A 6,374-nucleotide genomic window follows, 5' to 3' on the forward strand; every position below is an offset into this window, starting at 1 on the left:
CCCCCCCCCCCCCCCATATGATACAGTACATTCCCTTATGCATAAATTTCCCACTTCACCAGCTGGATGCAAAGTGGCGAATCGACTTGAATGAGCGATTAAATATAATTCGCGAATGCACTTCGATTCGCTGAGCTTGCTCAAAGTTGAAAGCACACTGTGCTTTCAACGCAAGCGAAGTACGTTAGCATCCTGTGCACTCAACCCCAGAGCGTTGATATCTTCCCCCATACAGACAAAATACGTTCAAAAACCGCGAGAACTCAGATTAGAACAGGCACGCATTAAACCTTTTAACGATAGCCTCGCTAAGCCTTGCTACACAAGGGCAAACTTGCACCCATCTAATCAGCCTTTGACATCAATACGACACTTTCAACGCGGATTGAGAGAACGGGCAGTATATCTACACTTTTTTGAGTGCACAGAATGGATAGTGGGTGAACTTTTTAACGATAGAAAATATTGCAAAAAAGTTTGTCAATTATTAACAAATCCCAAATGCTTCAAATCCACTAATGAATATTTATCAATTATCTTTGATAACTTACTAGAAAATTCCTTGTAATGTTCATTTTCGGGTTATAGGCCAAAAGGGGGCTTAGGACAAAATTATTTCCTATCACGAGGAGGGCATGGGTCATTCCCATGACTATCAGAATTCTGAATTCTGCCATCCATACCATGAACAATAAATTCAGTACCCTGATTTCTGCTGATTATTCTGCCAACTTTTAATGCTTCAACTTTTGTTGCCGTGTGAATGCTTGCGCGCTGTGAATCATTTCGTTTTACATCCCATCCACCATTCGGGTTATGAACTACATGGTGTTCGCTTCGTTCCATATAAAAGCCTCCTTACATATTGGCAAACACAGCTTTCGTATACAACTGAATATCTCTAGGAGAATTCATACCATACTGCTCTTTAATTTTCATAAAATAATCCCCAATCATCTGTTTATCAATAATCTTATTTGAAGAAGCACCATCTGGAAGATCCCCCCTAGTATTAATCCATGGAAACTCATTGTGTGTGAAGTCTTCCAAAATCTTTCCACTATAACAACAAATATTTCGGATCACACTATCTAAAATAGCCTTCTCTTGAGCGGTAAATATAGAAGAATCAAATGATTCAACCTTTGAAATCGGATCAAAATGATAATCCGAATACTTCGCATAAATATCCCTGTAAACAGGCCCATGCGCCCAAGCTTCACAATCCTCAACAAAAATGTACTTTTTGAAAAATGCATAGAAGAATCCCTGGATATAATAAAGACTCTTCTGCAACGCTAATGGCGTGATATCCTCGCACTGATTTAAAAGATATGCAACAACTTCACTTATCTTCCCATCAAGCATGCCATTATTGCCAATCAAAGCTATAACAGCTTTATAGCTTTTCTCGTAAGTCTGCTGAGAAATCAATCGACCCTTATTTTCCTCCAAAATACTCAGATAATAAGCAGGATCATCAAATAGTCGATTCAAAGTTTCAGAATATTGCCGAGTCGGTATATCACCATCTGCATAACGAGTAAACGTGTGTTCTCCCCATCCCAAAAGTATTGACAGTGGACGCTTACCAATATCATAACGTTCAGGAATTGCTCGAATCTTTTCAAGAGAAACGATACCGTTCTCTTTTCGGTAAACATCATAAAGCGCTTTCAAATTAGAATCACTAATTTCTTCAACATCTACATATGCTCCACAATTAGCGCACTTTGCTTCCCTGCCAACATAGTGATACTGAACACCACGAATAGTTCCAGTCATCTCCTTTTCGTCAACAGTATATGAAACTTCATCTCTACATTCTTCACAAAATACAACTCTTACACTCATAATAATTTCTCCTTTAAAACTCTCTATCTAAACAAATAGCTAATAGACTTATTAAGCTTATGGAAAGAGATTACAATTGTTCTTCTTCCATTCTTACCTTTAATCACGTTAAACTTCGTATATATGTCTACCAACTCTTGGTTTCCCAACGCATTAGCCAATGCTATTCTAGGAACGAAAACATAAAGAACTTCGCGCTCATATCCTATCTTCATATTTTGTAGACTATGACAAAAATCATCAACTGAAATTTGCATTAAGATTTCTTTTCGCTTCCTTGGATAAATGTTGTATTCGTTGATGAAATCTATATTCTCCTGACGATTTTCATTCATTGCGATATTAAAACGACCAGCATCAATACATTCTTTTATCATCGAAAGAACATCTTCAATCTGCTTTCTAGTGTAGTTTTGATTATAATATGGATTCATGCTTCCCCCTGACTTCTCCATACACTATTGTACTAAAAATTGTTCAGAAATCAAGGGGTTTGTACTAATTAGTACATTGTGATATTAGAATTGTTACAGTTGATTAGCCCGATCTCTTCTCACGTAAATAACCGCGAGTATTTGAACTTCTTTTCTACTCTCATCAACACAAAAATAAACGTAATAATTTTTTACGCGTAATCTTCTAAAACCAAGCTTACCCCACGGTTTCCTATCATCGTTCAAGCTCTTCAAAAACATCATCTATCGGATAACTATCACCACGAACCGCCTGATCATAACCTTTAGCCATCAACGCGTTAAACGTTTTCTCATCCATATCATCTTGCGCCGGGAGTGACTTCGGAATAGTAAGCGAAAACGGAATACCCTTATTAAGAATGATTTGACGATAAAACATGTCAATAGCCGTAGCCCTAGGAACTCCAATCGTTTCCAAAATCTGCTCCGCCTGCTGCTTAATATTTTCTTGTATTCTCACATTCACATTCGCTGTTTTAGTAACTGCCATATCAATCAACCTCCATACACACATCATAAAATACTGTATCGCATATTGCAACACAATTTACATGAATAGGATTCCTCGACTGATATATACACTTTCAACATTCACACTAAGCATTTAGCGCAAAATACTACTATTTCTTCTTATAACCTATAGCAACATTACCTGCTTTATTAATCCCTGGTACTTTAAGAACATTAGAGCTTGGCTTGTTTTTTAAATCAAATTTACCAACCAAAAATAAAGCTTTAAGTCCTGGACCAGGCAAATCGAACGATGATTCAACTAACTTAATACGCTTATCTCCAAGAGTGACTTTAGACAAATCATAATGAGAATCCAGAATATCTCGTGACACAAAGAGATACAACTCATCCTTATTCATATAGTTTTCTGGTATACGAAACTCTTCCCGAGATACCGCTACCGTCTCCCAATGATACGACGCAAGCTCCGCCTTCTCATCATCGTCGGAACATCCAGCAAGAGAAAAGAGAGAACCTAGCAGCAGAAGTACAACAAGACAACTTTGAAAAATGGTTTTACAAAAAATAGTTTTACTTCTCATAACACTACTAGCCTCCTTTTCGTTAACACGACTCTGTATCAAATGATCATAAAACAGATTATTAAGCAAACAAGATCTACCATTCACTCTGATTACTGTAATAATCTTAATAAATATATTACTTTTTCGTACTAATTTGTCTAGATTATCAACGCTAATCTCTTCATTTACTAGCAAACTATACTCTTTCACAAACAGCAAGGTTTGAAGAAACAGAAGAACCAACATAATCACGCGGTTTAATGCCTCCAACAATATTCCCTCATAAATGAAGCAATCACCTGCAAATCTTCACCCTCATAATACTCAACAAGCAACTTCTTAAACTCAGGAACCTTATTTTCTGGAATAACCAACAAGCCCCTGCCATGAGAAATCAAATAATGATTCGCAAAAATCACAGAAGCCCTCTTATTCCCATCTAAAAATATCTGTGACTTCATACAATAAACGCATAATTCAATCGCAATATCAATAGGCTCTTTCCTTCCAATTCTACCTTCAACATTCTCACTATCTTTCTCACATTCAACAATATTCCTTATTTTTTCTTTAACATCTATTTCATTAGGAATAGGCGGAATATAAGTAGATCCACCAATCGCAACAGGAACACCCCTGATACGACCGCCATCTAAGAAAAACCCCTCATTAACAAGCTTCGCTATATGACTTAGCATGTAATAATCAGACCTGCTTAATACAACATCCTCGTCTAAAATAAACTCCCAAGCATGCTTCAAATTCAAGATTTTTTGAACATCACTCGCAGAAACACCAAACACTTTCCCGTTATCTATAATCTCTTCAGTTTGAGGAAAAGTAGTAGCAACGCCTTCCAAAACCGCCTGATCGTAAATATTCGCCTTTAAGTTAGCCCTTGCAAAAGCAATATTGTTCACCAAATCAGCAGATAACTCACTATTAGAATACCCAGCATTCGCGAGCTGCCTTACTACAGCGCGAAGTTCCTTACGCAATTGCCTAGATTCACTTGCATTGCGAAGAAGAAAATTATACAAATCGTCCGAATACACACCAACATATGTAGACGTCAACTTTCCCGAAACACGCTTTCTGGTGTATAAATATTTACCATCTCCACGATTTTTGATTTCAGGAGTACCATCATACGCAAGCAAACTCAAGCGAGCATTAATATCAGCCTTTTTTCTAAGCAATTCTTGCACATCATCATATTTTGCAGCCATCTTCACACTCCTTTTTCAGATAAATTGGGGAACATTTACTTAAATAATATACAATTTTGTTCCCCAATAATCAATAATGTAGGGAACTTTTTTACAATTATTCCACCGATTTATTCCCCAAAATTATAAGCAAATAGAGCGCAACTATGGATGCCACTATCTAGCAATCTTCCGATAGTCTTATATTCCTACATATAACCAATCTGCCCTACTACCAATCAACACTACTGCTCTTTGCAATAAGTCCAGTGCTATATTCATACGTGTAGGTGTTCTGCATATGAGCATCACTCGGCGACCAGCTTCCATTTGAAGATTTTGAAGCCTTAAACAGAATATAAAGACCACATTTTCCATCCTGAGAGTCCCTGTTATACTGCAGATAGGTAATGTCCGAACGGCTTTCATTCAAAACAAAGTACATATCCCCCTTGGCAGTATAGTTCTCCTTGAACGTAAAGCCTTTCGCAGCAAAATACTTATCAAATATCTTAAGCGCTGCATTTCTTTCCTTCTTTGATTCTAAATCACGCGCAGCGGCATCATGCAAATCGGAATTTTTCTCTGTCTCTTCAACCTTTAATCTTGTATCTTTCCTGTTATTACGATTAATTCTGCGATACCACTCAGATTCACTTATTTTTGGATCAGTATCAGTTGAATCTTTCATTGGCCGAAGATACTTAAGGAAAAATGGGCCTTCAGACTTATAAAGATAATACTCAAAAGGAGCGTACATATCATCCACGTGCTCTGTGTATGTACCATTATTATTTTGTTTCACAGAATATCTGTCAACAATAAATAAAACGTCAAAAAATCCAAGACCTAAGATAATCAATACACAAAATAGAACAGATAGATAACGAAGTACAATTCTTATACCTATCTTCCGTACACATGAAATAAGATAGAGATTATAGAAGACACATTCAAGAACAATCGTAATCATCCAGACAACTGGCATTGCCGCGCATATAACATATACCCAAGTCTGCAAAAGCCACTGATTTGGAAGACGTACCGCAGTTATTTCGAAAAATGCAGTTAGAATACCACTTAACACAAAAAAGCAACAAAGAATCAGTGAGAGTCTACCCTTTCCCTGTTGATTATCATAGCTAAGAAAAGATTTGTTATGCTCTATATTTTCACTCTGAAAACGTCTGTGTAGATTGCGCTGCCAAATAACACAAATAAAAGAAACTCCAACAAGAAACAGAATTGCAAAACAATAGGCAATCCATCCAAAAAGCTGCAGCTTATTGGACGCCATAAAAACAGTTCCAACAATAATTAAGATGGAAAAGATTTCCGCACTCAGCCGCAAAACCTTATACTTGGACAATTCCTTATTTGCACTGTGAAGGTTTTCACATATTTGCTCATATGATTCACAATATAGAGGATTTTTCTCATCTGTAAGAGTATGTTCCTGTTTTTCTTTCTCTTTCATCGATGAATCTGACATTTTTCTATCCCTATATTCTATTCATATATTCTGTTCCTATATTGCGCTTACGATTGACAATTGTTCCAGTTGCCTATTCTGGTCTCTTCTAACGTAAATAATCGCGAGTATTTGAACTTCTTTTCTACTCTCATCAACGCATTAAACGTTTTCTCATCCATATAAGCAAGCATATTCGATACGCAATATTAAATATATTAAAGACGCTACTTCTATACGAACCAATACTTATGACACATGCAAATACGGTATTTTAGAGTTTAGATTGCCACATAATTGTAATCTTGATAATATTATGATACTTTTT

7 protein-coding genes are annotated in these 6,374 nt (G+C 36.5%); all 7 read right to left on the reverse strand.

Going from position 1 to position 6,374, the window contains the following annotated elements:
* Positions 1-612 precede the first annotated feature (612 nt).
* Entirely contained in the window at positions 613-846 is a 234-nt protein-coding gene (locus HMPREF3208_RS04635; protein WP_004122579.1) for a DUF2188 domain-containing protein, read from the reverse strand.
* A gap of 12 nt (positions 847-858) precedes the next feature.
* Positions 859-1,854 carry a type II toxin-antitoxin system antitoxin SocA domain-containing protein gene (locus tag HMPREF3208_RS04640; protein WP_016637060.1) on the reverse strand — a complete coding sequence of 332 codons (996 nt, stop codon included), beginning with the start codon at positions 1,852-1,854 and terminating at the stop codon, positions 859-861.
* Between the two features lie 23 nt (positions 1,855-1,877).
* The gene (locus HMPREF3208_RS04645) at positions 1,878-2,288 is read right to left on the reverse strand and encodes a hypothetical protein (RefSeq protein WP_032814509.1); all 411 of its coding nucleotides are present in this window, start codon (positions 2,286-2,288) and stop codon (positions 1,878-1,880) included.
* 235 nt (positions 2,289-2,523) lie between these two features.
* Positions 2,524-2,820 carry a type II toxin-antitoxin system RelB/DinJ family antitoxin gene (locus HMPREF3208_RS04650; protein ID WP_032818911.1) on the reverse strand — a complete coding sequence of 99 codons (297 nt, stop codon included), beginning with the start codon at positions 2,818-2,820 and terminating at the stop codon, positions 2,524-2,526.
* Positions 2,821-2,950: 130 nt separating this feature from the next.
* A complete protein-coding gene (locus HMPREF3208_RS04655; RefSeq protein ID WP_155237235.1) occupies positions 2,951-3,385 on the reverse strand; it encodes a hypothetical protein in 435 nt (144 codons plus the stop codon).
* Between the two features lie 239 nt (positions 3,386-3,624).
* A complete protein-coding gene (locus tag HMPREF3208_RS04660; protein WP_016637055.1) occupies positions 3,625-4,596 on the reverse strand; it encodes a Fic family protein in 972 nt (323 codons plus the stop codon).
* A 211-nt stretch (positions 4,597-4,807) separates the two neighbouring features.
* A complete protein-coding gene (locus tag HMPREF3208_RS04665; protein ID WP_064347429.1) occupies positions 4,808-6,067 on the reverse strand; it encodes a hypothetical protein in 1,260 nt (419 codons plus the stop codon).
* Positions 6,068-6,374: the final 307 nt, after the last annotated feature.

The organism is Gardnerella vaginalis, assembly GCF_001546485.1.
In the GTDB taxonomy this organism is placed as follows: domain Bacteria; phylum Actinomycetota; class Actinomycetes; order Actinomycetales; family Bifidobacteriaceae; genus Bifidobacterium; species Bifidobacterium vaginale_D.

Bases quoted from the DNA above. Each gene is read 5' to 3' on its own strand.
- HMPREF3208_RS04660 (WP_016637055.1), bottom strand. From the start codon at position 4,596: ATGGCTGCAAAATATGATGATGTGCAAGAATTGCTTAGAAAAAAGGCT.
- HMPREF3208_RS04645 (WP_032814509.1), bottom strand. From the start codon at position 2,288: ATGAATCCATATTATAATCAAAACTACACTAGAAAGCAGATTGAAGAT.
- HMPREF3208_RS04640 (WP_016637060.1), bottom strand. From the start codon at position 1,854: ATGAGTGTAAGAGTTGTATTTTGTGAAGAATGTAGAGATGAAGTTTCA.
- HMPREF3208_RS04650 (WP_032818911.1), bottom strand. From the start codon at position 2,820: ATGGCAGTTACTAAAACAGCGAATGTGAATGTGAGAATACAAGAAAAT.
- HMPREF3208_RS04635 (WP_004122579.1), bottom strand. From the start codon at position 846: ATGGAACGAAGCGAACACCATGTAGTTCATAACCCGAATGGTGGATGG.
- HMPREF3208_RS04665 (WP_064347429.1), bottom strand. From the start codon at position 6,067: ATGTCAGATTCATCGATGAAAGAGAAAGAAAAACAGGAACATACTCTT.
- HMPREF3208_RS04655 (WP_155237235.1), bottom strand. From the start codon at position 3,385: ATGAGAAGTAAAACTATTTTTTGTAAAACCATTTTTCAAAGTTGTCTT.